This is a genomic window from Simiduia curdlanivorans, from assembly GCF_030409605.1.
Lineage (GTDB): Bacteria > Pseudomonadota > Gammaproteobacteria > Pseudomonadales > Cellvibrionaceae > Simiduia > Simiduia curdlanivorans.
Map to the genome: position 1 here is coordinate 411,929 of NZ_JAUFQG010000004.1, position 24,130 is coordinate 436,058.

At 50.6% G+C, this 24,130-nt stretch carries 21 protein-coding genes and 1 tRNA gene; 7 read left to right on the forward strand and 15 right to left on the reverse strand.

Annotated features, from left to right (window positions below):
- The first annotated feature begins 111 nt into the window (after nucleotides 1-111).
- A complete protein-coding gene (locus QWY82_RS01990; protein ID WP_290259464.1) occupies nucleotides 112-282 on the forward strand; it encodes a hypothetical protein in 171 nt (56 codons plus the stop codon).
- A 177-nt stretch (nucleotides 283-459) separates the two neighbouring features.
- Here QWY82_RS01990 and QWY82_RS01995 read toward each other — a convergent pair whose 3' ends face one another.
- Nucleotides 460-2,163, reverse strand: a complete 1,704-nt coding sequence (locus QWY82_RS01995; protein WP_290259465.1) for a protein adenylyltransferase SelO — start codon at nucleotides 2,161-2,163, stop codon at nucleotides 460-462.
- Between the two features lie 681 nt (nucleotides 2,164-2,844).
- Here QWY82_RS01995 and QWY82_RS02000 point away from each other — a divergent pair.
- A complete protein-coding gene (locus QWY82_RS02000) occupies nucleotides 2,845-3,834 on the forward strand; it encodes a transposase (protein WP_290259466.1) in 990 nt (329 codons plus the stop codon).
- A gap of 47 nt (nucleotides 3,835-3,881) precedes the next feature.
- On the opposite strand, the gene QWY82_RS02005 is transcribed toward QWY82_RS02000, so the two are convergent.
- The 5 genes from QWY82_RS02005 to QWY82_RS02025 form a co-directional block, all read right to left on the reverse strand.
- Complete coding sequence (locus tag QWY82_RS02005) at nucleotides 3,882-4,790, reverse strand: competence protein CoiA family protein (RefSeq protein ID WP_290259467.1); 909 nt, start codon at nucleotides 4,788-4,790, stop codon at nucleotides 3,882-3,884.
- A 148-nt stretch (nucleotides 4,791-4,938) separates the two neighbouring features.
- Entirely contained in the window at nucleotides 4,939-5,625 is a 687-nt protein-coding gene (locus QWY82_RS02010; RefSeq protein WP_290259468.1) for a transposase, read from the reverse strand.
- A 95-nt stretch (nucleotides 5,626-5,720) separates the two neighbouring features.
- Nucleotides 5,721-6,140, reverse strand: a complete 420-nt coding sequence (locus tag QWY82_RS02015) for an ASCH domain-containing protein (RefSeq protein WP_290259469.1) — start codon at nucleotides 6,138-6,140, stop codon at nucleotides 5,721-5,723.
- On the reverse strand, nucleotides 6,133-8,238 hold the full coding sequence (locus QWY82_RS02020) for a GNAT family N-acetyltransferase (RefSeq protein ID WP_290259471.1): 2,106 nt from the start codon (nucleotides 8,236-8,238) through the stop codon (nucleotides 6,133-6,135). The genes QWY82_RS02015 and QWY82_RS02020 overlap by 8 nt, the downstream gene beginning before the upstream one ends.
- A 977-nt stretch (nucleotides 8,239-9,215) precedes the next feature.
- Nucleotides 9,216-9,292: transfer RNA gene (locus tag QWY82_RS02025), tRNA-Ile, on the reverse strand.
- Nucleotides 9,293-9,808: 516 nt separating this feature from the next.
- Between QWY82_RS02025 and QWY82_RS02030 the strand changes: the two genes are divergently transcribed.
- Entirely contained in the window at nucleotides 9,809-11,299 is a 1,491-nt protein-coding gene (locus tag QWY82_RS02030) for an alpha/beta hydrolase (protein WP_290259472.1), read from the forward strand.
- Between the two features lie 100 nt (nucleotides 11,300-11,399).
- On the opposite strand, the gene rpoD is transcribed toward QWY82_RS02030, so the two are convergent.
- The 4 genes from rpoD to rpsU all read right to left on the reverse strand — a co-directional run bounded on the left by rpoD (nucleotide 11,400) and on the right by rpsU (nucleotide 16,295).
- Entirely contained in the window at nucleotides 11,400-13,268 is a 1,869-nt protein-coding gene (gene rpoD / locus QWY82_RS02035) for an RNA polymerase sigma factor RpoD (protein WP_290259474.1), read from the reverse strand.
- Between the two features lie 108 nt (nucleotides 13,269-13,376).
- Nucleotides 13,377-15,398, reverse strand: coding sequence for a DNA primase (gene dnaG / locus QWY82_RS02040; RefSeq protein WP_290259475.1), 2,022 nt, complete (start codon nucleotides 15,396-15,398; stop codon nucleotides 13,377-13,379).
- Between the two features lie 83 nt (nucleotides 15,399-15,481).
- Complete coding sequence (locus QWY82_RS02045) at nucleotides 15,482-15,931, reverse strand: GatB/YqeY domain-containing protein (protein WP_290259476.1); 450 nt, start codon at nucleotides 15,929-15,931, stop codon at nucleotides 15,482-15,484.
- A 148-nt stretch (nucleotides 15,932-16,079) separates the two neighbouring features.
- Nucleotides 16,080-16,295: a 30S ribosomal protein S21 gene (gene rpsU / locus QWY82_RS02050; RefSeq protein ID WP_290259477.1), complete on the reverse strand. Its 216-nt coding sequence runs from the start codon at nucleotides 16,293-16,295 to the stop codon at nucleotides 16,080-16,082.
- 220 nt (nucleotides 16,296-16,515) lie between these two features.
- On the opposite strand from rpsU, the gene tsaD reads away from it, so the two are divergent.
- The 4 genes from tsaD to QWY82_RS02070 all read left to right on the forward strand — a co-directional run bounded on the left by tsaD (nucleotide 16,516) and on the right by QWY82_RS02070 (nucleotide 19,121).
- Entirely contained in the window at nucleotides 16,516-17,574 is a 1,059-nt protein-coding gene (gene tsaD, locus QWY82_RS02055) for a tRNA (adenosine(37)-N6)-threonylcarbamoyltransferase complex transferase subunit TsaD (RefSeq protein WP_290259478.1), read from the forward strand.
- Nucleotides 17,567-17,938: a dihydroneopterin aldolase gene (gene folB, locus QWY82_RS02060; protein WP_290259479.1), complete on the forward strand. Its 372-nt coding sequence runs from the start codon at nucleotides 17,567-17,569 to the stop codon at nucleotides 17,936-17,938. Before tsaD ends, folB begins: the two co-directional genes overlap by 8 nt.
- Nucleotides 17,939-18,448 (forward strand): 2-amino-4-hydroxy-6-hydroxymethyldihydropteridine diphosphokinase, encoded by a 510-nt coding sequence (gene folK / locus QWY82_RS02065; RefSeq protein WP_290259480.1) that lies wholly within the window; start codon nucleotides 17,939-17,941, stop codon nucleotides 18,446-18,448.
- A 175-nt stretch (nucleotides 18,449-18,623) separates the two neighbouring features.
- Entirely contained in the window at nucleotides 18,624-19,121 is a 498-nt protein-coding gene (locus tag QWY82_RS02070; protein ID WP_290259481.1) for a hypothetical protein, read from the forward strand.
- Between the two features lie 136 nt (nucleotides 19,122-19,257).
- Here QWY82_RS02070 and QWY82_RS02075 read toward each other — a convergent pair whose 3' ends face one another.
- The 5 genes from QWY82_RS02075 to QWY82_RS02095 form a co-directional block, all read right to left on the reverse strand.
- The gene (locus QWY82_RS02075) at nucleotides 19,258-19,821 is read right to left on the reverse strand and encodes a PqiC family protein (protein ID WP_290259482.1); all 564 of its coding nucleotides are present in this window, start codon (nucleotides 19,819-19,821) and stop codon (nucleotides 19,258-19,260) included.
- Nucleotides 19,822-19,827: 6 nt separating this feature from the next.
- Nucleotides 19,828-20,832, reverse strand: a complete 1,005-nt coding sequence (locus tag QWY82_RS02080) for an MlaD/PqiB family protein (RefSeq protein WP_290259483.1) — start codon at nucleotides 20,830-20,832, stop codon at nucleotides 19,828-19,830.
- The gene (locus QWY82_RS02085; RefSeq protein ID WP_290259484.1) at nucleotides 20,829-21,596 is read right to left on the reverse strand and encodes an ABC transporter ATP-binding protein; all 768 of its coding nucleotides are present in this window, start codon (nucleotides 21,594-21,596) and stop codon (nucleotides 20,829-20,831) included. Before QWY82_RS02085 ends, QWY82_RS02080 begins: the two co-directional genes overlap by 4 nt.
- On the reverse strand, nucleotides 21,596-22,729 hold the full coding sequence (locus tag QWY82_RS02090) for an MlaE family ABC transporter permease (protein WP_290259485.1): 1,134 nt from the start codon (nucleotides 22,727-22,729) through the stop codon (nucleotides 21,596-21,598). Before QWY82_RS02090 ends, QWY82_RS02085 begins: the two co-directional genes overlap by 1 nt.
- Nucleotides 22,730-22,823: 94 nt before the next feature.
- A complete protein-coding gene (locus QWY82_RS02095) occupies nucleotides 22,824-24,071 on the reverse strand; it encodes a multifunctional CCA addition/repair protein (protein WP_290259487.1) in 1,248 nt (415 codons plus the stop codon).
- Nucleotides 24,072-24,130 lie beyond the last annotated feature (59 nt).

Sequence of the window (24,130 nt, forward strand, 5' to 3'; positions counted from 1 at the left end):
AATCCAACCCCCGGGCGAGATGAAAGCCTCCTCACCCAAGTAGTAGAAGCGCAAAAGTAAGCCGAGGCCAATCACATCAAGCGGCAGGAAGAAACCCAATCCACCCGCTCGATGCACAACAGCGCCAAAGCCATGGAAGGCAACCCGGTGTTATTGCGATTGAAGGAACTGGAAGTGCTGGAGAAAATCGCCGCACGCATCAGTAACTTGAACGTCTACGGCGGCTTAGATGGGGTGATGAATGATCTGGTAAAACTGACGGGTGATAAAGCTAGGCCTTGATTGAAGGCGCAGATTTTTCTGCGCCTTTTTTTATTTTTCGTAAGAACACAGGCGTGAGAAGTTAGAGGCCGTTGATTTATGATTAACACGAGCGCAGAAAAAACTTGAAGAACAATACGATGATTGACGCGTCTTAATTTTTATCTGACCCAAAAAATTGTCTCCTGGCAGGTCCAATCAAGAAGAACAACTATAATGAGATACCCCACCGGCTTTAAAAAGCGCCTGTGGTCTTAGTCTATAGTATTTATCTTCCACTTCTTTTGATTGTTCATCAAAAGGTTGGCTTAACACTTCCTGCAACTCTCGAACAAGCGTGTAATCATTTCCCATCGCTAGCTGGTAGGCTGGTGCAACAAGCCACTCTCGCCAAACGTATTTAGGATTAACCTGTTTCATCTGCTGTGAGCGCTCTTCAATATTCTGGCCTGGACAGACATGTGACTTCCATTTGTCTAGCCACCGAGACCAGTGCTCCTCTAGTGAATCTGTCGCATCCTTATAGAAGCTCTTTTTAAGTGGCTCAATATTATCCGGAATGTTCGAGAGCTCCCGAAAGAAGATGGTGTAATCGACAGAGGTTTGCTCCATTAGTGTCATAAGATCACGAAACAACTCAGTGTTAAACGTGTTCAGCCCAAGTTTAGCTGCCCACATCGTTTCCAGTTTTAACGCCATCTCCGAAGAAAAACCTTGTCGAATTTCGTCGAATTTCTCTAGAGATTCCGGATGGGATTCAAGTAAAGGCCGCAGTGCGGTCCAAAACATGTGAAAGTTTGTTTCGGCCGCGGCGGGCTGGTTGAAGTAAGAAAAATGTTGCCCACCACCGGTCCACGGCTGGTAACTCGGGTCGAAGAGTTCGCAGAATCCAAAGGGCCCGTAGTCGAGAGTAAAGCCGCCACCCGCGCAATTGTCGCTATTAAAATTGCCCTGGCAATAGCCGACGCGCAGCCAGTTGGCTACTAGGGATGTTAAGCGGGAACGGAATTCGGCTGCCAACGCCACCACCTTCTCCGCAGTCGACAATTTGTCGTCAATCACATCCTTATACTCGCGCTCGATTAAATGCAATGCAATCATCTCCAACTCTTCCATCGCTTTTGGATGCTCACCCTTACGGGCTCGGCGTCCAAAGAGTTCGAGTTGACCGACACGCAAGAAAGAAGGTGCGACACGCGTCGAAATAGCAACGGGTTCCGACACCATAATATCGGGATCTGTGGAGAGTGATCCTTCTGAGTACCAAGGGCGATTTACCGACTCTGTTTTTGATACGTACAAACACAGAGATCTGGACGTCGGTATGCCCAGCGCGTACATGTGCTCTTGTGCCAGAAATTCACGAACACTCGAGCGCAAGACAGCACGCCCATCCCCACCACGGCAGTAAGGGGTGCGACCACCGCCTTTCAATTGCATCTCCCAACGTTGGCCACAGATAACAGCTTCTAGCACCGACACCGCGCGACCATCACCATACCCATTGCCTGTCTGGAATGGGCACTGCTGAATATACTCGGTTCCATAAATAGAAAGCGCATAGCCTGTGGCCCAACCAATTTTACGCATGGGCGCAGGAACGTGAGAAAGATCACCGGAGAACAACCGGCGAAAATCATCCGTTTGTGCCAAGCTATCGTCGAGATGTAGTTCGCGGAAGAATACTTTGCTGTGTGCGACGTAATCGGAATCAGCAATGGGTGTTGGTTTGACGGGTACGTAATGCCCCGTGAAAACTTGGCGAGGTCTGTAATCTTCCCCATCAACTGTCGCATCGGGATCACGGTTGAGGGTATTCATCAGTGAATAGTCTGCCAAGCTGGCGAGATCTTCCAGCCTGGTCACGGCTGTAGAGGTTTCATCAAGCTGTTGTTTTGTCATAGAAAATCACTAAACCTTATCTTGCCTATTACAACTCAATTGATAAAGCTGAAGTATAAGCCCAATGATAGGCTTTATTGTATTAAGTCGGTGTAAGAAATGCCGGGTTGGCTATGGGGCGGTAACCCCAAATCTGCTTCTACAGGGCAAGAGCTCAGATATTCCTGCACCCCGTTGACCGGAGCTGACTAATAGGTGACCCCAATAAATTATGCACCACTATCTTTTACACTTTCTGGCGCGATAACAGCTAAAAATACCGTAAAGTACAAACGAAACAGACCACAACATTGCGGAGTAGAAAAATAGACTCCCTACCCGCTCAGCAGAGAACAAAGTGATGGCAACCATTGACAGACCGCCAATAATCCATCCATTTTCTAAAATCGACTTGAGCATATTAGCCATATTATCAATCCTTAATTTCGAAGATTTTGGGTCAGCGAAGATTGGGGGTCATTGTAAGAACTATCTTCTCGGCTTTCGGCCTCTGTTTTTCCGGTAATGACGCGCCGACCGGTTAGCGCCTCAATTTCCTGCTTGAAGCGAGCTTGTCCAAAAAATGACAGCCACACTAATAAAATATAACCACCAATCACAATACAATTCATGCTAATTGACGGTGGGCGCCACGCTATTTTACGCGTATAACTAATTCAAAACCGCCACCGGTGATCAGGGATGACTAAACCGCGCAAACAACTTATCGATGCCGATACTACGCCTTTCTACCATATCGTGTCTCGCTGTGTACGCCGTAGCTTTCTCTGCGGCAGAGATGCACAGGGTAATAATTTCGAACATCGACGCCAATGGATTGAAGACAAAATCCTCGCCCTGCCCCATATTTTCGCCATCCACGTATGCGCCTATGCTGTGATGTCGAATCACTACCATCTGGTTCTGGAAATTGACGCTGAGCAAGCTGAAACCTGGACGACAGAAGACGTTATTCAGCGCTGGCACCGACTGTTTAATGGCAATCTATTCAGCCAAAGATTTGTACGGGGCGAAGCCTTAGCAGCCGCAGAGCGCGAGGCGCTTGATAGTTGCGTTGCTGTCTGGCGTAGCCGGCTGGCAAATATCAGCTGGTTTATGCGCCAAATCAACGAACCCATTGCCCGCGACGCCAATGCAGAAGACAACTGTACCGGCCGCTTCTGGGAGGGCAGGTTTAAATCTCAGGCTCTACTTGATGAAAAAGCGCTAGCTGCGTGCATGGCCTATGTCGATCTTAACCCCGTGCGTGCCAAGATGGCAAAAACACCGGAGCAATCGGATTACACCAGCGCTAAACGCCGCATCAACAAAGCCAAAAGCGCGCACAACCCAAACCACAAGCAACAACAGCCGAAATCACTGCGAGCGTTTGTGGGCAACCCACGGCAAGATATGCCGGCTGGCTTACCGTTTAAGTTAACCGACTATTTAGAATTGTTAGACTGGACGGGTAAACAAGTGCGTGCCAATAAACGTGGCGCAATCGCTGCAGAATTGCCGCCTATACTCACCTGGCTCAACATAGACCCAAAACACTGGCTCTACAGCGCCACACAGTTTGAGAGTCGATTTAAGGGTTTAGTGGGCGGCGCTTACAAACTAAAACAAGCCTGTCAAAAACTGGGCTATCAACGCACTCCGGGCTTAGGTAGCTGTCAATTACTTAGCTGAGCCGAACAACACACCCACACACGTTAAAATTGCCACCGGCAGGATTTCTATCGAGCCAAATTTGGCATTTTGGCGCATAAAAATTCTATTGAGATACCGCTTCGGATTTTCCTATCTCCGGCTTGGTTTTTTTGATCAAGTTGCGTCGATTTCTTAAATCGGGTTTTAACGTGGATGTCCCAGTAATTTCTACCTTTCCATTCGTGTTTGCATTTTGGGCAAGATAGTTTGCCAGTCACTAGCTCTTGATCTCTTTTGGCTAACGATTCATTAAAATTTCGCATCTGGCGACTGGTTATAAACGCTGGCCTTAGATTATTCTCCTTAATTAATAGCTGCTGTTTTGCACTATTAAGTTTGGGGTGATAAAGCCATTCTTTTCCTGCATCGCCGCTTTCAAAAAATTGTGTAATCGTTTCAGTGAATGTGCGCTTTGAGGGACTGTTAAAATAAGCATCTTCGATGTGATCAAGATGAATAGCTAAAACCCCATTTTCTGGTGGCAGAGTATCAAGGTCGCTGACATTTTCCCGATGCCTAAAATAGAGGTGAAGTTTATGGGCACCCAGGCTGAGTGTAATGTGTAGTGGACTTAGCTCATCAACCACGAAGTTTGTAACCGACTGGCTTTTTGTGACAACTTCTGTCGCACCATGGAGCCCCTGTAGGATGAAATCAGGGGTTTTGATAGCGTTGATTAATCCTTCTAAAAATAGCTGCCGAATAAATACCTTCGCTGAGCTGTAGAAGGATACGTCACAAACACGCACGGCTTTACGTTGTGAATGTGGGTTATGGGCAAAATGCCAAGCTTTCAGATCGCCCTGCTTAGCGACCACATCGATTTCACAGCTTTGGCATACGCAGCCGCAGTCTGCGCCATTGGCAACATCCGCTACATCTACTCGTTTACCGGTTGCTATATCTATAGCAATTGGAATAAGCACATTGTCCATTTTCGGCTAAGCCCACGATTTTCCACTGCGTAAGTAGCCCACATGCCGCGAGATTAATCAATAGTGTACAGAGGCTTGGATGTCTTCCGAACTGTAATATGAGATTTGGGGTAGGAGATTTGGGAGAGATTTGGGGTCGATGTAAGAACTACCTTCTCGGCTTTGGGCCTCTTTTTTCGGGAGTGACGCGCCGACCGGTTAGCGCCTCAATTTCCTGCTTGAAGCGGTCATTGCCTAATGCCATGCCTTTGTTTAGTGCCGTTCTTAGTTCGTTCATCTCATGCATGTCTTGCTGAGTCGTAAATAAATTTCGATAGGCCTCTGCCCTTGCTTTCAAGGTGGAGCCCAATCGTTGATAGACCTCGTGTGGCGTCCACAATTTTACCCTGCGGCCCAATCCATTAGCGTGGAAACTCGACCACCGATAGCCTGCCGGATGCTCGACCATACCAGCCCTTACAGGGTTTAATTCGATATAGGGCAAACACGAAAGAAAGTACTGTTCGGCACTCACCACGCAAGACTTAAAGCGACCTTCCCACAGCGTTCCTGTCCTGCGGTAAGTGTAATTGAAGTGACGAACATAATGTCGACCAAGCGCTTGCATCAACTGAGAAACACCGGCGGATGTTTCTGGGGTAACCAGCAAATGGACGTGGTTGGTCATAAACACCCAGCCATGAATCGCCATTCGGTACTTCTTTGCATATTCCTCTAACCAATGCGCATACGCGGCGAAATCATCTTCACTGCCAAAACACGCCCGTCGATTATTGCCACGCTGAATAATATGTTGCGGAATGTTGGGTAAACACAGTCGAGGCAGGCGAGCCATAGATCTTCCTTGATCATTGGTTTCTGTTTCAAACTACGATAGAGGATAGCGCTTTACTGTCATGATTTGGGTTTTTACTCTGAGCCCAAATCTCGTCAAGCATAAAACGCCGAGTATAGAGCTCTATCGGGGTTAAGCCGAGAAAAGAACTGGGGTGGCTGAAAATTCTCCTCGTACTTACGCAAAGTATCCAAGCAAATATCCCTCTCCAAAGGCTGGATATTTCTCAAACCAATGGCCGCCACTAGCTCTCTATCTTTAGTGTATTCATCGAATTCTTTTTTCGGTATGCAAATATTCTTACCGTACTTCTTCCAAATCGCCTTTGGAGGTAAAACCTCCACAAAGTCGATTTCTGTTGATAGCTTTATTTTTCCTACAGGAAGAGTTGTGTAGATCCATAAGCGAGAACCGGAAGGCAAATTAATACTTCTTGTCCTCAACTCTACAGTTTTATTTCCAGACAAAATATTTTCTACGTGCCGAGGCCTAATCGATATTATTGCATCATTCATCAAAGGTTTCTCTTATCAGGACTTTTAGCTGGTCTAGATTTATTCTCTCCGGGGAAACCAGGTTTGCCTTACTAATCAACCCCAGCTCTTTTGCTCTTGAAAAAGATATTCTTCGGTCGAACTCCAAGAAATTATCAAAGGTAAATACATGAAGCTTACCATTTTTATCAGCGAGACTCGTCAAGTCATCACGAGACAGAACACCTTGCCTATCTACTTTAATAGTTGCTTCATCAATGCTTATAACATCGGAATATGTGATTCTGGAGAAGCCAATTATTTCTTGAATACTTTTATAGCCAGACACATAAAAGGCGACAATCCCTCCCTTCTTAAACAGCGATGCCTTACTTGGCGAACGGAAGTATGCTTTTTCAAGCAGGAGGGCTTGTTCGTGACTAGACAATAGAGACAATTGGTTGGTTACATTTCCAATCAATCCATTTGCATAGTTTTCTCGAATGGGCACCAAAATGCAGCCTCTGTCGGGATTAAGAATAAACCTTGGGCCAATAAGCGACTCAAATTTAAACCATGAGAACGCTTCGACTCTATTGTTTTTGTCTGTAATACAAACACCTGTATTTATCAGCTCTTTTTTTGAAGGAAGCTTTTCCGGTATAGATAAACCGCAAAATAATTTTATATCCTTATAGAAGCGCTCCCAGTTCTTGGCATCTAAAAACTGGTTGATTATAATTTTCACAAAATGATCACCGCTTCTAAAAAAACCTTTCTTTCGTAAAGTTTCCTCTGTTAAGTCTTGACCCTTTCCAACATATAGATCTAAGCGATACGGGAAGCCACTTTTATACCTTAGTGCGGTTTCTAGAAAGTGGTCGATAGCCGCGACCGATTGAGGGCAGTTTTCATCTATGTACAAAGCTGCCAGTGCACTACTTGTACCTTTTGTCGGTTTATGAAAAAAATACACTCCGAATAAACGGTCATCTAATCGAGCTTCGTAGACATTCACTGACTCTCTGACAGGGGAGCTAGTATCTAGCAATTTAGTTATAGCACTTGGTGTTGTATACCCACACAAAAACCCTTTTATCTCTTCTGTCACATTAGAAATCGAGAACGAGAAATCTGTATTTAAAGGGACTTCTATATTCAAGGCTATACCGTCATCCAAAACTAATTCATCCGGCGAAAGTATTAACACGCCGTATTTGTCCTTAATATCATTACAAGCTCTCAGCAAGGCTTTTTCACGCGTAATAAATCCACCTATGCCTGCCGAAATGCAATATGCCAGATGTATAAGGTCTGACTCATCATTCTGTGCAGACTTCCTAGTAGATGTTCTTAAAGGAAAGACAATATCTCTAAGCGGTTCAGCAATGCTTGTAACATCAGCATCAGTGCTAACCTCGGGAAATACAGCGGCCAATCTAAGAACGGGGTCATCAGAATAACTGGCTGACTGACGCTCTAATTCTTTTTTAAACTCAGGCGTTACACAAATCGAAAATCCACCTTGAAAACCGACCTGCATAATTTTTACGACTTTCTTATACCCTGGGCGCGCTTTGAAGACATCCAGCAGTAGGTTCAAATCTAAAGCATAGACTGGACGCTCTAGCACAGGACCTATTGGCTCAATTCCAGTTGATTCATTGGTTAAGCCTGATAAAAGGTCATTATCTTCTAAGGAGTGACCCCTGATATTGATTGTGCGTTTTGTAGTATGACCACCTTTAACTTGCTGATATATCGAAAATCCAACCTGCTCCCAGAAATTATTGGCTGGCAAATCAGAAGCGACTCTGGCTGAAATGGAGTGGTAATGCTTTTCTCTTGCATGGTTTTTCAAGGCACTGATTAACCGCTTCCCAACACCTTGTCCTTTTACAGATGGGCAGGCGTATATCTGAAAAACCTTGAGGGTTGGCATTGTGCCACCAAACATTAGATAGCCCTTCAGCTCATTGGAATTATTAATTGCCACCCACAACTGCCCCTTAGATGCCATCTGCTCATAGACAGAAGAAGAGAGAAAACCAAAAGCCCCCTTATTTTTATCCGCTATCTCGGCTACTTGGCGCACATAAACTGAGACTTGATCAAATTGCTTTAAAATGGCGTAATCCATTACGGTCCCCAGTCGATAACTAGTTTGGTAAAACTGCAGTGATTTCGTCCGTTTTGAGACTTAGAGTTTCTAGCCTTGCGGCTAACATATATACAGATTAACTCCCCCAAGGTGGTATCTTTTTCGCTTTTCGGCGATACCTTATGAGAAGAATAGCAAGGAGCCTTTGGCGGAGTCATTTACAGCTGCCGCCCATGCTAATCGAGTTATTTTGACTGCTAATCTACCACTTGTCATGTAGTTAAACTAATCATCTTGTGCCTATTCTCGATTACATTGATTTGGTGAGTACGAAGAGCGAGCCAGCAGCTTTGGTGAGGATTTATTTGGCTGATGGATTATTAAACGCCATGAGTCTCAGGTTGATTTAACAAGAGTTTTTCGACTTTACTAGGTAAGAGTGTTGCTTTTGAAGAACTCACCACGCGCAGCCCCGACAGGCTAGCAAGAAAGATGGGGCCTGGTGCTTGTTCTCGCACGTCCTGTGCTCGGCCTTCGGCCGCTAACGCGCACCAAATCATTCTAGATGATTTGTCTGACGGGTGCGAAGTGACTTGCTTCGAGTAAATAAATGGTGGGGTTTCTCGAACCTGAGCTCTGGACCTGCCAGAACATGAAACAAGAGATGAGTCGGTCCGACGTGTGCGGAGTGACTAACTTCTAGTAGAAATGGTGGGCCTTCCGGGACTGGAACCCAGGACCTGCCCGGACATGAAACAGAGAGATGAGTCGGTCCGACGTGTGCGGAGTGACTTACTTCGAGTAAATAAATGGTGGGATTTCTGGGGCTCGAGTTGTCTAGGACCTGCCCGAACATGAAACAAGAGATGAGTCGGTCCGACGTGTGCGGAGTGACTTGCTTCGAGTAAAGAAATGGTGGGCCTTCCGGGACTCGAGTTGTCTAGGACCTGCCCGAACATGAAACAAGAGATGAGTCGGTCCGACGTGTGCGGAAAAACTAACTTCGAGTAAATAAATGGTGGGCCTTCCGGGACTCGAACCCAGGACCTGCCGATTATGAGTCGGATGCTCTAACCAACTGAGCTAAAGGCCCAAAAACTTGACCTTTTCCGTTGTGGCGGCGTCGCGTGCTCGTAAATTTCAGTCACATAGTTGATCTATGCTCCTTCAATTTACTGCGCGGCTCCTTGCCACAACGCAAAATTTCTGCGTTTTTGCTTGCTGATCTTTTGTCGTGTGACGATCCTGCTCACCCGTAAATTTCAGTCACATAGTTGATCTATGCTTCTTCAATTTACTGCGCGGCTTCTTGCCACAACGCAAAATTTCTGCGTTTTTGCTTGCTAATCTTTTGTTGCGTGCGACCGCCACGGATGGCGGAAGTGTCGTAACTGTTGCAACATTGTTACGACCGCGGCTCCTTGCCGGTCAACAAAATCTCTGCGTTTTGTCTTGCTGATTTATGTTGCGCTGCTTTGTGGCGGGCAGCATATCCCAGCTTTTACACCCCGCTAACGCAAAGGCGCTTTCGAGGGGGCGCCATTATAGCTATGCTGGGCGGCTTTGACTACTCTCGTAAATGCTTGATTCGCAAAGGAGATGCAAGCCGGTGACATTATCTGCATTGAAGCTATTGAAGGGCTTGGGCGCGCGCCTGGGTTGGTGTTTATTTGGCTTTCTAGCGGGCATGTTAGTGATTGTTTACCTCTGGTCGCAAACCCGCCCGGCATTGTCTTTTTGGCACGATGATTCAGCCCGTTACACCAAATTGACAGAGCTACCCAACCTAAGCGAAACATCCTGGCAGGCTTACCTCGCCCACGAGCAAACGCAATTTATCGCCCTAAGCGAGCTGCTGACCAAGAAGGTTGAGATGGGCAAGGCGCCCACCGCACCCTGGCACCGGTTTAGCCCCACCGGCGCCGCCAACCCTGCGCTTTACCCCATTAACGGCAACCGCTCCTATTGGCTCAAGCCAGACCAGCCGGCGCGCTTTAAGGCGGTATTGATCCACGGCTTGTCCGACTCGCCCTACAGTTTGCGCGCCATCGGCGAAGATTTGCGCCGCCATGGCGGCGAGGTATTCGGGCTGCGGGTGCCGGGCCACGGCTTATTGCCCGGGCATTTACTGGATACGCGCTGGGAGGACGCGCGCGCGGCGGTGACTATGGCGGTTAGAGCCGCCGCCGACGATAATCCGCACAACTTACCCCTGCTACTCGTGGGCTACTCCAACGGCGCGGCACTGTCGGTCGACTACGCCCTGCAAGCGCTAGAGGATGACACACTGCGGCAGGCCAATGGCTTGGTTCTTATCTCGCCTGCGCTCAAACTCTCTCCACTGGCCGGCTTTGCCAAACTGCAGCGCTGGTTAGGCAAGCTGCCGGGCCTGAACAATTTGGCTTGGGTGGATATTTACCCTGAGTACGATCCGTTTAAATTTAATTCGTTTCCCGTCAATGCCGGGCAACAAATTTACGAGCTGACGCGCTCGATTCACGAGCGGCTGAGCAACCAAAGTGTGGCGCAAAGATTAACCGACTTTCCGCCCATGCTGGTGTTTCAATCCGTGGTGGATGCAACCGTAGACCCAAGCGCGCCCATTCACGACCTGCTGCTAAAGCTGCCGCAAAACCAGCATCAATTGGTGCTGTTTGATGTCAATCATCAAGCGCAAGCTCAGGGCTATTTAAAGCAGCAACACCAACAGCTGCTGGCACAACTGAACAGCCGGCCACTGCCTTTTAACTACACCCTGGTAGCCAACCCAGACAGCGAACTTGCGGTAAACGCCCTCACTCGTTCAGCCAATAGCTTGGAGGCGAGCCAAGAGATGTTGGCGCTGAGCTGGCCGCGCAATGTTTATTCACTGTCTCACGTGGCTTTACCGATTCGGCCCACAGATTTGGTTTACGGCAATCAGCGCGCCGTAGATTCGAAGCTGCATTTGGGTAGCGGTGGCGGGCTGGGCGAGCGCGGTGCGTTTATTGTGTCTATGGAACAATTAAACCGCCTGCGCTACAACCCCTTCTACCCCTACTTGCAACAACGCATTAATGATTTCGCCGATAGCCTCGGCGCGAATCAACATCCGAACTAAAACCCGAAGATAAAAAAAGGCGCCTATTGTTAGGCGCCTTTTTTATTGACTCGCAATTTATTGACTCGCATCAACGGCGAATAAACACCGACTTGCAGCCTTACTCGTCTAGGAAGCTACGCAAGTGATCAGAGCGCGATGGATGACGCAATTTGCGCAACGCCTTGGCTTCGATCTGACGAATACGCTCGCGCGTGACGTCGAATTGCTTGCCCACTTCTTCGAGGGTGTGATCGGTGTTCATGTCGATACCGAAACGCATACGCAACACTTTCGCTTCGCGTGCGGTTAAGCCCGACAACACATCGCGCGTGGCTTCGATCAAGCCCTCAACGGTGGCTGAATCTACCGGCGAGGTGATGGTGTTATCTTCGATGAAATCACCCAAATGCGAATCTTCATCGTCGCCGATCGGCGTTTCCATGGAGATGGGCTCTTTGGCAATTTTCAGCACTTTGCGCACTTTGTCTTCTGGCATGTCCATGCGCTCGCCCAATTCTTCCGGCGTGGGCTCGCGGCCCATTTCCTGCAGCATTTGACGAGATACACGGTTGAGCTTGTTGATGGTCTCAATCATGTGTACCGGAATACGAATGGTGCGCGCCTGATCGGCGATGGAGCGGGTAATCGCCTGACGAATCCACCAAGTGGCGTAAGTTGAAAACTTATAACCGCGACGGTATTCGAACTTGTCTACCGCTTTCATCAAACCAATGTTGCCTTCCTGAATTAAATCCAAGAATTGCAAACCGCGGTTGGTATATTTTTTCGCGATGGAAATTACCAAACGCAAGTTCGCTTCAACCATTTCCTTCTTGGCGCGACGGGCGCGCGCTTCACCGATCGACATGCGACGGTTAATTTCTTTAATGGCCGACAGCTCTAAACTGGCTTCCGCTTCAATTTGCTGAAGCTTGCGCTGGCTGCGTAAAATTTCCGGCTCTACGGCCTTCAACGCATCGGCATAGTCGCGCTTCTTCTTAACAATATCCGCTACCCAATCTTCATTGGTTTCAGCGCCGGGAAACTCTTTGATAAAGGTTTTCCGTGGCATGCCGGCGGTGCGCACGCACAAGTACATGATGGCGCGCTCTTCGGCACGCACGCGATCCAACATGCCGCGCACGCGCGCATACAGAGGATCGAACTGACGTGGGGGCAATTTGAAGAATTTGAAAATCTCGCCCACTTCATCCACTAGCTTGTCTGTGGACTTGTGATTGCGGCCGTTTTTCGCCACGGATTTTTCGTACTTGGCTAAGGCTTCGCGCAGGGCATCGAAACGCTGGCGCGCTTCTTCTGGGTCTACGCCGCCTTCGTTGCTATCTTCATCATCGGAAGAATCGCTATCGTCGTCATCGTCGTCATCGTCGTCATTGCTTTCGGCGGCAGCGGCAGCGGCGTCTTCGCGGCGCTGGGCTTGCTCGGCGGCGGTGGGCACTTCGTCGGCGGGGTCTAACCAGCCGGCGATCACGTCCACCATGCGGCGCTCTTCTTTGGCGATCAGGTCGTATTCGTTAATCACTTGCTCTACCGCACCGGGCCAGCAGGCCAACGAGTGCATCAGCTCGCGAATACCTTCTTCGATACGCTTGGCAATGGCGATTTCGCCTTCGCGCGTGAGCAGCTCAACGGTACCCATTTCGCGCATGTACATGCGCACGGGGTCGGTGGTGCGACCGGCTTCTGTCTCTACGGCGGCCAAGGCTGCGGCGGCTTCGGCGGCGGCAATTTCATCGGCCGAGCTATCGCCGTCGGTCATCAACAGGGTATCGGCATCGGGTGCGGTTTCGAACACCTTGATACCCATGTCGTTGATCATCTGAATGATGTCTTCAACCTGATCTGGATCGGAAATATCCTCGGGTAAGTGGTCATTCACTTCGGAATAGGTGAGGTAACCCTGTTCCTTACCGCGAGCAATCAGCTCTTTAATTCGCGATTGCTGCTGTTTGCCAATATCAACCATTCTAAACCCTGTGTATTACCAGATGAGGTGGGGGGAACGCAAAGCCGCGCATTATAACGCTATATGGGGATCAGGAGCCAGAATCCAAGCTCATTCTTCGCGCTAGATTCAGGCTTTTTTCGCTAACAAAAGGCGTAATTGCTCACGTTCTTCGGCACTGAGGCTTTTTAAGCCCTGCAATTTCGCCTTCTCGATCAAGGGCAAATCTGCCTGCAATTGCAGCCGACGCCGCAGCTCTTTAAAAATATCCGCCAGCTCCTGGCCGCGCAGCTCAGCATTTTGATCGTTGGCCGCAACACTGGTAAACAAGTGCATGCCCGCCAACTGGCCCATTTTCACCTCGGCCTCGTGGCCGTGGGCGCCGCGCCAATGGCCCAACACCTGGCCAATGCTGACCACCGGCCGGGCCGCCAAATAGCTCACCAACTCGCGCAAAAGCGGTAAATCCGGATCTTCCAGCCCGGCCAGCTGCGCCAGTTCGCGCTCGGCTTCAGCAACCAGCTCAGTGTGGTAGAGCAACAGCGCGGTAGCCAATTTTGCCGGGGTAAAACCGATACTTTTCGACGAGCGCGCAAATAACTGCGGCTGACGGGGCAGCGACGCCTCGGCGCCATCCCAGTGCTCGTAGCCATCGGGCGGATAATGATCGTCCGCCGCTTGCTGGGCCCAAACCTCTTCGTAACCTAGGTCGTGATAGTTAGGGTCTTCTTGGTCAATGGCGGCCGGCACGGCGTCGCTATCGCTATCGACAGAACCCGCAGTCGTTGGCCGGTTTCCTGGCGACTGTGTGGGTCTAGGCTCAGGCCGAGGCGCTGGCTCGGGTGGCTGCTCGGCCAGCTCGAGTAAGGTCTCCTTATCGAGCCCGGTGCGCTTGGCTAACTGCTGAAACATCAGCTCGCGATAGACACCCTTGGGCAGCTGATAAATCAACGGCGCCGCCAGCTTACTTAGCCGGGCGCGGTGCTCCATGCGTTTTAAATCGAGGCCATCGGATACCGCGTCAAACAAATAGTCTTCCAGCGGAATGGCGCGGTCGCGGATCAAGCCTTCGAATTTCTCCGGGCCGATTTGGCGCACCAAGGTATCTGGGTCTTCGCCGTCGGGCAGGAACAAAAACCGCACCTGCCAGCCGTCTTGCATCACCGGCAAAGACACTTCTAATGCCCGGCGTGCGGCGCGCCGGCCTGCCTCATCGCCGTCGAAGCAAAACACCACTTCGCTGGTGTATTTAAAGGCTAAACGCAAATGCTCTTCGCCGCTCGCCGTACCCAAGGTGGCAACGCCATAGCGCAGGCCAAACTGGGCCAAGGCCACCACGTCCATATAGCCTTCAACTACCAACAGCCGAGGTATTTCCTTGTAGGCTTGGCGCGCTTCGTACAAGCCGTACAGCTCTTTACCCTTGTGAAAAACCGGCGTCTCGGGCGAGTTTAAATATTTGGGTTTGGCGTTATCGAGCACCCGACCACCGAAGCCAATAACGCGGCCGCGCAAATCGCGAATGGGGAACATGACGCGCTCGCGAAAGCGGTCGTACAATTTCTTTTCCTGCTCGTGCGCGATCAACATGCCGGCCTCGATCAAGAGCTTTTTATCCTCTTCCGTTTCACCCAGGGCTTTAAGCAGGTTATCCCAGCCGGGCGGCGCAAAGCCAATACCGAAATTTTTCGCTACCTCGCCGGTTAGACCACGGGTTTTCAGGTAGTTGACCACTTGCTGCCGGTTCTTGTGCTCGCGCAGCTGGGTTTGGAAGTGCTCGCTGGACTTCTCCAGCAAGGTGTACAGGCTCTTGCGCACTTCGGCTTTTTTGACTTGCTCGGGGCTGCGCTGCTCGCGCGGCACTTCCAAACCCGCCAAATGCGCCAAGGACTCCACTGCTTGGGGAAAGTCCAGGCGCTCGTAATCCATGATAAAACCCACGGCATTGCCGCTGGCACCACAACCGAAGCAGTAGAAAAACTGTTTGTCTTGGCTAACGGTAAAAGACGGGGTTTTTTCGTCGTGGAAGGGGCAACAGGCGCTGTAGTTTTTGCCGGTTTTTTTCAGCTTAACGCGGCTATCCACAAGACTGACGATGTCGATGCGATCGAGCAGGTCATCAACGAAGTCTTGGGGGATTAAACCAGCCATAACCGTCTGAGCACCAGAGAGTGTTTAGGAGTGAGCCGGAAGTGTAACGGGGTGAGACGCCAGGGACAATCGAACTGTTGCGCTTAACCCAGCTTGGCTTTGAGCAGCTTGCTGACATCGCCCATGTCGGCGCGGCCAGCGGCCTGCGGCTTGATCAGCGCCATGGCTTTACCCATATCGCGCATAGATTCGGCGCCGCTATCGGCAATCGCTTTAGTGACCATGGCATCCAACTCTTCCGCGCTCAACTGGGTGGGCAGAAAATCTTGAATAACCAGCATTTCGGCTTTTTCCACATCGGCCAAATCGGCGCGGCCGGCGGCCTCAAACTGGCTAATGGAGTCGCGACGCTGCTTGAGCATCTTATCCATCACCGCTAGGGCGCGGTCATCATCTACTTCGATGCGCTCATCAACTTCGATACGCTTAAATTCCGCCAGTATGAGGCGAATAGCGGCAAGACGCTCTTTTTCACGGGCGCGCATGGCGTCCTTCATAGCATCGCTGATTCGAGTTCTGAGTTCAGTAGACATGGCTAACACCTAACGTGGTAACAAACCTAAGTTAACTACCTGTGGAAGAGCAAGAAAGCACAATTTAACAGACTAGAAACGACTAACGGCCGGAGCTTGGAATTCCGGCCGCGCAGTCAGATCTGAGCAATAGCTTTAGGCAGCTAACTCAGTACATCCGCTGAAATTTACGGTTTTCGCGAGACATCTTCTTGGCGTGACGCTTAACAGCGGCAGCAGCTTCGCGCTTACGTACAGTGGTGGGCTTCTCGTAAAACTCACGACGACGAACTTCGGCCAAAATGCCGGCTTTTTCACATGAACGCTTGAAACGACGCAATGCTACGTCAAAGGGCTCGTTTTCTTTCAACTTTACTGAAGGCATTTCATTACCTGACTGTTTTAAATTCTCTACCCAAACTGCATCTTACAGACGGGTTTCCAAGGGGCGCAGATTCTATACAGTTCACTGACTAACATCAAGCCTCGGATGTGCGTCAATTTCGACCTACAACAATAGCGGACTAAAATGAGGACTATGCTGGTATCTGACCGGCGGCGACTTTATCATGCCGCTCCAACCTACTACATCATTTTTTTAGCCCATGCGTGTACTTGGCATAGAAACATCCTGCGACGAAACCGGCATCGCCCTTTACGACACAGATAAAGGCCTGCTGGCCGACGCTCTGTATAGCCAAATCGCCGTGCACAGCGAATACGGCGGCGTAGTGCCGGAGCTGGCCTCGCGCGACCACGTGCGCAAGACCCTACCGCTGATAGAGGAAGTGCTGAACAAAGCCGGGCTGGCGAAAACAGACCTAGATGCCATCGCCTACACCTCCGGCCCCGGCTTAATAGGCGCGTTAATGGTGGGCGCCGCCGTGGGCCGATCCATGGCCTACGCCCTGGGCATACCCGCCGTGGGCGTGCACCACATGGAGGGTCATTTACTGGCGCCCATGCTGGAAGACAATCCTCCGGCCTTTCCCTTCGTGGCACTGCTGGTTTCCGGCGGCCATACTCAGCTGGTAAAAGTAGAAGGTATTGGCCGCTATGAATTGCTGGGCGAATCGCTCGACGATGCCGCCGGCGAAGCCTTCGACAAGGCCGCCAAGATGATGGATCTAGATTACCCCGGCGGCCCGCATATTGCGCGTATTGCCGAGCGCGGCACTAAAGGCCGATTCACTTTCCCGCGCCCGATGACCGACAGACCGGGTTTAGATTTCAGCTTTAGCGGGTTGAAGACCTTTACCCTCAATACCGTGACAGAACACGCCGAAGCCAATGGCTTACCAAGCGATCAAACCTGCGCCGATATCGCCTTGGCATTTCAGGAGGCCGTGGTGGCAACCCTGGTGATTAAATGCCGGCGCGCGCTAAAGCAAACTGGCTACAAACGCCTGGTCATTGCCGGCGGCGTGTCGGCCAACAAATCCCTGCGCGAGCAACTCGAAGCGCAGCTGGCCAAAATCAACGCCTCCGTCTTCTATGCGCGCAAAGAGTTTTGCACCGACAACGGCGCCATGATTGCCTACGCCGGCGCTCAGCGTTTATTGGCCGGCGAAACCGCAGACCTCGCTATCAACGTGACGCCGCGCTGGCCAATGGATAGCCTCAAGCCAATCCCTAACCAAAACGCGGCCAAGCACCATGAGTGATCGCATCTTCATCGAAGGCCTTTGGGTTGAAACGGTAATAGGCGTGTACGACTGGGAGCGCAGCATTAAGCAGCGCTTATTCTTCGATCTCGTTTTGGCTACGGATATCCGCCCGGCCGCTGCCGCTGACGACATCGACAAGACCTTAAACTATAAAACCTTGAGCGACCGGGTGATTGAATTCAGCGAATCCAAATCCCATCAGCTGATTGAGACCTTGGCCGAGCAAGTGGCCGAATTAATTCAGACAGAGTTTAAGGTTAGCTGGCTGTCACTTAAGCTTTCCAAGCCCGGCGCGCTGCCGAGAGCTAAGAATGTAGCGGTTTATATCGAACGCGGAAATTTGCGCGAGCCGACAACCTAAATGACCGACATTTTCTTAGGCTTAGGCAGCAATACCGACAAGCATAGAAATTTATGCGCCGGCCTAGACGCTCTAGCGTTAAGCTTTGGCGAATTAAAAATTTCCTCTGTGTACGAAAGCCTGCCCGTGGGCTTTGACGGGCGAAACTTTTACAACTTGGTGGTGGCTGCAAAAACCGAACTCACACTCGAAGATCTCTCGCGTCGGTTAAAGCAAATAGAAGACGCCAACGGCCGCCTGCGCGACGGCCCGAAATTCAGCCCGCGCACCCTCGATATCGACATTCTCACCTATGGCGCGGTGACCGGAAAATTCGGCGACATCGAATTGCCTCGCGATGAAATTCTTTTCAATGCTTTTGTCTTAAAACCCCTAGCCGAAATTGCACCCGACGCCCTGCTCCCTGGCACCCAAACCCGCTATGCCACACTGTGGCAAAACGCCTCGATCGAGCAACAACTTTGGCCGGTCAGCTTCATCTGGCAGGGGCGAGAGTTAACGCAAAGCTAAGGAACCTCTGAATAACTCTGATGCCGCCAGCCCTTGACCCACATCAAGGCTTAGCGCTGGCACTGTGCTATGGTAATGATCAACCTTCGCTAAACGGCGGGCCAATATACGGCTGCGCCAAGCCGACAATTGCAAGCCTAGAGTGACACACCAGCAACCAGCACAGGAGCATGAAATGAACGAGCACCTCAAGAAAGAAATTGAGTCTAGTATCGAAAAAATGCGTGCGATAAAAGCCTCAACCCTGGAAGCGGCAAGCCGCGCAGAAAGCAAAGCCAAGAGTTTCTGGCACGACACGGAACAACAACTCAACCATATTGAAGCGAAACTCACCTCGGCAAAAGCTTCATTAAACACCAGTACCGACGAAGCCATACTACAAGCGCACCTAGCCGCCATGGAGGCCAGCGAACACTGGGGGCGGATAAAAGACACCGTCGAGTCAACGCTGCTGCACAGCAAACAAGCAGCTAAAACAGAACTGGATTACACGGTGCTGAAGGCTCATTTAGCCAAGATGGACGCGCAAAAATTTCTCGAAGAAGACGGCAAAGCGTTTATCAAGAAATTCAATCAATCGCGAGAAAATGTGTCGAAAGAAGTATCCAGTGCGATTGCCCTGATGGGCAAAAACATGGATAAAGTAGCCAGCCATATGCGCCGCGATGTATAGCAACCTACCAAAACATAACTCTGCTTAGCCAAAGCCGCATCGCGATGCATCACCCGCTCGCGATGCGAAACCAACACAGTATTTATTTACAGGCATCATGCCGAAACAGAGGGACCGATTAAAACTAGATAAAACCCTATAGCGCCTTATCGACATCTTCGGCTAACAGCGACAGTAATTGATTCAAGCCATCCACCAAACCTTCAGAATCCGGCTTAGCGCTAACCTGTTTGTTGAAATGATGATATGTCATAGCGCCATCGGCGCCGGCCACGACCACAACCCAAGTTGCCTGCAAGCCCACCGTTTCCGCAGCACGGAAAATATTATGAATTTGTACCCGCACACTTTTCTCGGGTTTACTGTCTTGGCGCCAGGGAAAGTAAACAAAGGCGCGTGCGGGGTTCTGGGCCGTCAATTTCATGCCCAAGGTTCGCGCCACACCTTTTTCTAAAGGCTCGGCCCAAACATGCCCGGTTGCAACATGAATCGCGCCATCTTGGCCCTGATAAACCAATTGAGGGCGATTTAAAAAGCCAGCCAATTCGATTGGACCAATGCCAACTAACACGTTAACTTCAGCCTCAGGCGCCGGCGCCAGCCACTGGCTATCGCCCAACAAGTAAAATGTTTTCGGCGCAACGCTTTTACAAGAACTAAGCGCGACACAAGCAAGTAAAAGTATAAAAACAGTTTTCATGGGCAATCAATCCTCGGCATTTTCGCGCCCGCGCCAAATAGCATCGGGGTTTTGATCTAAAGTTTCCGACAGGGTTTGCAGCGCGCGCGCCGCGCGGCGAACATCGTCGAGCGCCGCACCCATTTTATTAACCGTTTGACCATCCTCGGAAAAGGTGTAGGCCATTTGGCTAGCCGCAGTTTCGACACTGACCAAGCTGTTATTCAAGCGCGATAAACTGGCATTTAACGAGCCCACTATTTCAGGGGCGCTATTGTTGAGTTGACCAATTAACTGGTCAGCTTGGGCTAAGGTTGCGGATAAATCACGCCTCAACGCCGCCACCTCTCCATCCAATCCATTGGCGGCATGTTCGATGGCACTCAGCGTGCTATTGGCGCTAACTAAGGTGCGCTCAATCTCACCCGAGGCCAAGAGCCCATTCACCCGCGCGACCATTTGGTTTAAGTTGCTAACCAGATCCTCCAGATTTATATTTTGAAACTTCTTCGAGATCTGCTCAAACTCTGTCGCCATGGTGGGAATTTCCACCAATGCCTTTTGGTAACCGTAGCGCTTCATTGGGGACTCAGGGTGAAAATCCAGTTCAACATAGAGCAACCCAGTTAGAAAGCTTTGGTAATTTAACTGCGCCCGCAAGCCGTTATCTACAGCTTCCGTTAGAAATTCTTCACTCGCCGCTAGACCGCTGCTACTGATGCGCTTCAGCAGTAAATCCGCCACTACGGTGGTTACCGCTGCCTGACTGGCACCTTCATCGCCACCGCTGTGTTTGGATAAACTTTGAAAATTTATTTGAATATCAGATATCTCGCCGAGCACCACGCCTTTCAGTTTAATAGGCGCGCCTATTTGTAAGCCCTGAACCGAGCCTTCGAAATACATAATGACACTTTGCTTCTTGGCAAACAGCCGCCCGCCGGAGAAAAAAAGTAGAGCCAGAAATGTTAGCAACAGGGCGCCGAAGATAAAGGCTCCTATTGCAAAAGAAAGGTTTTTATTTGCCGTCATTGGCTGACAACCTCTGCACTAGTTTGGCGATTGAGAAAATTTCTAACTTTGATGGACTGGCTAGATTCCGCCAACACCTTTGGATCACCGCTATCTAACATCGTTTTCGACTCGCTATCGAGAAAAATACAGTGTGTGCCAATGGTCAAAATACTCGGCAATTCGTGCGACACGATAATCACCGTGGAATCCAAAGCGCCGCACACCTGAACAATCAGCTCGTCTAGGCGCATAGAGCTAATAGGGTCTAACCCCGCTGAGGGCTCATCGAAAAATAGCAATTTTGGGTCTAAGGCGATAGCCCGCGCCAACCCCGCGCGCTTATGCATGCCGCCCGACAGCTCAGAGGGATAAAAGGCTTCAAAACCCGCCAAGCCCACTAACGCCAATTTATAGGCAACGGCCTCTTTAATTTGTGCGCCCGTCAACTTAGTGTACAGCTGCATGGGCAAGGCCACATTTTCCGCCAGCGTCATACTGGAAAACAAGGCGCCGGTTTGAAAGGTAATACCCCAATTTTTCAATAAAGCCAATTGCTGCTCGTGATCGGAGCCATAAAAGGCAACCCCCTCGTAGCAGACATCGCCTTGCGAAGGCGGCAGCAAACCGATCATGGATTTTAACAGCGTGGTTTTGCCACAACCGCTACCACCCACCACAAAAAACACATCATTTTTATTAACGTTGAAATTCAAGTCTTTTTGAACTGGGCGCGCACCGTAGCCAATACTGAGGTTGCGAACTTCTATAAAGGGCCTTGTCATCAGATCCCCAACTTGTCGTAAATGATGTTAAACGCGGCATCCGCCACAACCAGATAGACAATCGCGCTGACCACGGCATTGGTGGTCGCAAGCCCCACGGCGGTTGAGTTTCTGCCGCAGCGAATACCGGCGTGACAACCGGCCATGGCAATTAGCACACCGAACACCAAACTTTTCAGTAAGCCGGTTGAAATATCTAGCCAATCTACCGCTTGCTGAGTTTGCAATATGTATTGGGTATAGCTGACATCCATACTGGTGGTAATGAGCGCGCCTCCTAACATACCGATGGTATTGGCATAGATGGTGAGCAAGGGCATGGTTAAAATTAACGCTAAAAGCCGTGGCAAGACTAAAAACTCCAAGCTCGACACGCCCATTACTTTTAGCGCGTCAATCTCTTCGTTAACTTGCATGGTGCCTAATTGCGCGGCATAAGCAGCGCCGGTTCTACCGGCCATGATCACGGCTGTCATTAACGCGCCCATCTCCCGCACCATACCGAGCGAGACCAAGTCGGCTACGTACACTTGGGCGCCGAGTTGGCGCAATTGAATAGCACCTAAATACGCCAAAATCATGCCGACCAAGAGGCTGATTAGGGTAACAATGGGTAAAGCTTTTGGACCAGACTCGCGAATAAAATAGAGAATATCGCTAGCGCGTGTATTAGCACCACCGGAGGCCCACTTAACACACGCTAAACACACATCACCGACGAAAATAAAATGCTCTTTAACGCTTTGCCCATGTTCCGTTAGCCAGTGTCGTAATTTCGCCCGCCAGCCAATAACAACCGGATTATGAGGTTGTTCGTATTCCGGAACATCCAGTGCCAACTTCAGCAGCTGCACTAAGGCGGGCGCAGATTGAGTATAGTGAAATGAAATATTTTTCTTGTTACAGCGGCGGGCAAGCTGCAACAACGCGATAGCCAAGCTGGAATCCCAGCGGCCCAGCTCAGCGGTATTGAGGCTTAAGGATGTGCAGCCGGGCGGTAACAAGGCGCACAGCTGCCCGCCTTCGGGCGCTTCGCCCAAATGCCAATCGCCACGAATAGAGAGGATTAGCTCATGCTGTTGAGCGCCAGTACGAAATTCCGCGTACGAGGCAATCACTGTGGTTTCAGACAAGTCTTTAACACCTGAGGTAGTTCCATTTTGTACTCAGCCTAAGCCAAGCCTATCAGCTAAGCGGTATAGGTCGTTAAATATTTCTTACCCCTTGTTACTGACTTGCGGCGGGCCACTCATCTTTCAGTTTGGCAATCGCTGCGATTCGCGCGTGATTGATACCGTCGCCCAAGGCCTTGCCGGTTAAGCCCTGCGCCATCAACTTATCGGGTTTTACCGCCAAACAAGCCGCTAGTGCCGCGGCTAGATATTCCGCTTGCGGGTAGGGCGCGGCTTCAAAGCCAGTTCGCCCGCGCGCGTCAGCTTTACAAGCGGCGACAAACAAGGGCAGGCGCTCGGGTCGACGCAGTGCATCTAAAGCTTGCAGCATTTTAAGCACGGTGGCCGGCTTCAACTCGAATAAGCGATGACAATTAAGATGTTGCCCAGTAACCGCTAGCGCTAAATCGCGGTGCTCTTTGGGCACACCTAACCGCGCGCACACCGCTTTAACGAGAGGTATACCTCGATGCTCATGGGCAATGTGCCTAGGCAATTCGTCAACTGGCGTGACGCCCTTGCCCAAGTCGTGCACCAACGCCGCAAACCGCACGCGCGTATCGGCATCCGTTGCGGTTAACAAAACCGCTTGTTGCAAGGTCAGCAAGGTGTGAACACCGGTATCAATTTCCGGGTGATATTCGGCCCGCTGCGGCACCCCCCACAGACAATCTAACTCGGGCATTAGGCGCGCTAAGGCGCCGCACGCGCGCAGCACTTCGATAAATATTTCGGGATTGGGTTCGGCCAGCGCCCGCTGCATTTCCTTCCATACCCGCTCGGCTACTAGGTGATCCACCTCTCCGGCATCGACCATGGATTGCATAAGCGCTTGGGTTTCTGGCGCCACCACAAAGCCCAATTGATGGTAGCGCGCAGCGAAACGCGCGATGCGCAATATGCGCACTGGATCTTCGGCAAAAGCGGGGGATACGTGGCGCAACATTCTATTTTCAATATCCTGCCTGCCACCATAGGGGTCGATAAATTCACCCTCGGTATTTTTGGCGATGGCATTGATGGTGAGATCGCGACGAATCAGGTCTTCCTCGAGACTTACACTGACGTCGGTGTGAAAGGTAAAGCCCGTATAACCGCGCCCAGACTTTCGCTCTGTGCGCGCCAGCGCGTATTCTTCGCGCGTCGTGCCGTGTAGAAAAACCGGAAAATCTTTACCCACTGGGGTGAAGCCCTCGGCGAGCATTTGCTCTGGCGTTGCGCCAACCACCACCCAATCGCGCTCGTGAAAGGGGAAGCCCAACAATTCATCGCGCACGGCGCCGCCAACGAGATACACGTCCACCTTAGAACCTACCGAATTTTTGTGACAAAAGATGCCCTAAGGATACCCTATCCGGCGCC